Below are 418 nucleotides of genomic sequence, written 5' to 3'. Positions count from 1 at the left end.
GAGCAGGTCGTAGCCCTGATTGTCGCGGCGGTGGGTGAGGTGCTCGAACAGATACCCGTACATCTCGGCAGCCTGCATCAACACTTCTGGAGTCGGCTCGGGGCTATCTGCTTCGGAGAACTGGAGGATCGCGTCCTTCCACCCGATCAGGCGGTCCCGGTCTTCTAGCGGCAAACCGAACAATGTCAGGAACACCTGCGAGGGATACGGAATTGCCAACGCGCCGACCACTTCACAAGTGTCGCCGCTGGCGACGATCCCGTCGATCAAGTCGCCGACCTGATGACGAAGCTCAGGTTCGATGGCGGCCATACTGCGCGGGCTGAAGAACTTGTCCACCATGCGCCGATACCGGGTGTGCTCAGGTGGGTCGAATGCGATCGGTACGAGCGGGATCGGGCTGCCCAAGAGAGCGAAC

Annotated in this window: 1 pseudogene; it reads right to left on the bottom strand. The window is 61.2% G+C overall.

What is annotated here, in order from left to right:
* Window positions 1-342, bottom strand: a pseudogene (locus tag RNC47_RS37155) (cytochrome P450); the annotation flags it as partial.
* Between the last annotated feature and the right edge of the window lie 76 nt (window positions 343-418).

The sequence above is a fragment of the Streptomyces millisiae genome (assembly GCF_031845425.1).
Classification (GTDB): domain Bacteria; phylum Actinomycetota; class Actinomycetes; order Streptomycetales; family Streptomycetaceae; genus Streptomyces; species Streptomyces millisiae.
Note: the sequence above shows the minus strand (reverse complement) of the source record. Positions and strands in the feature narration are given on the sequence as shown.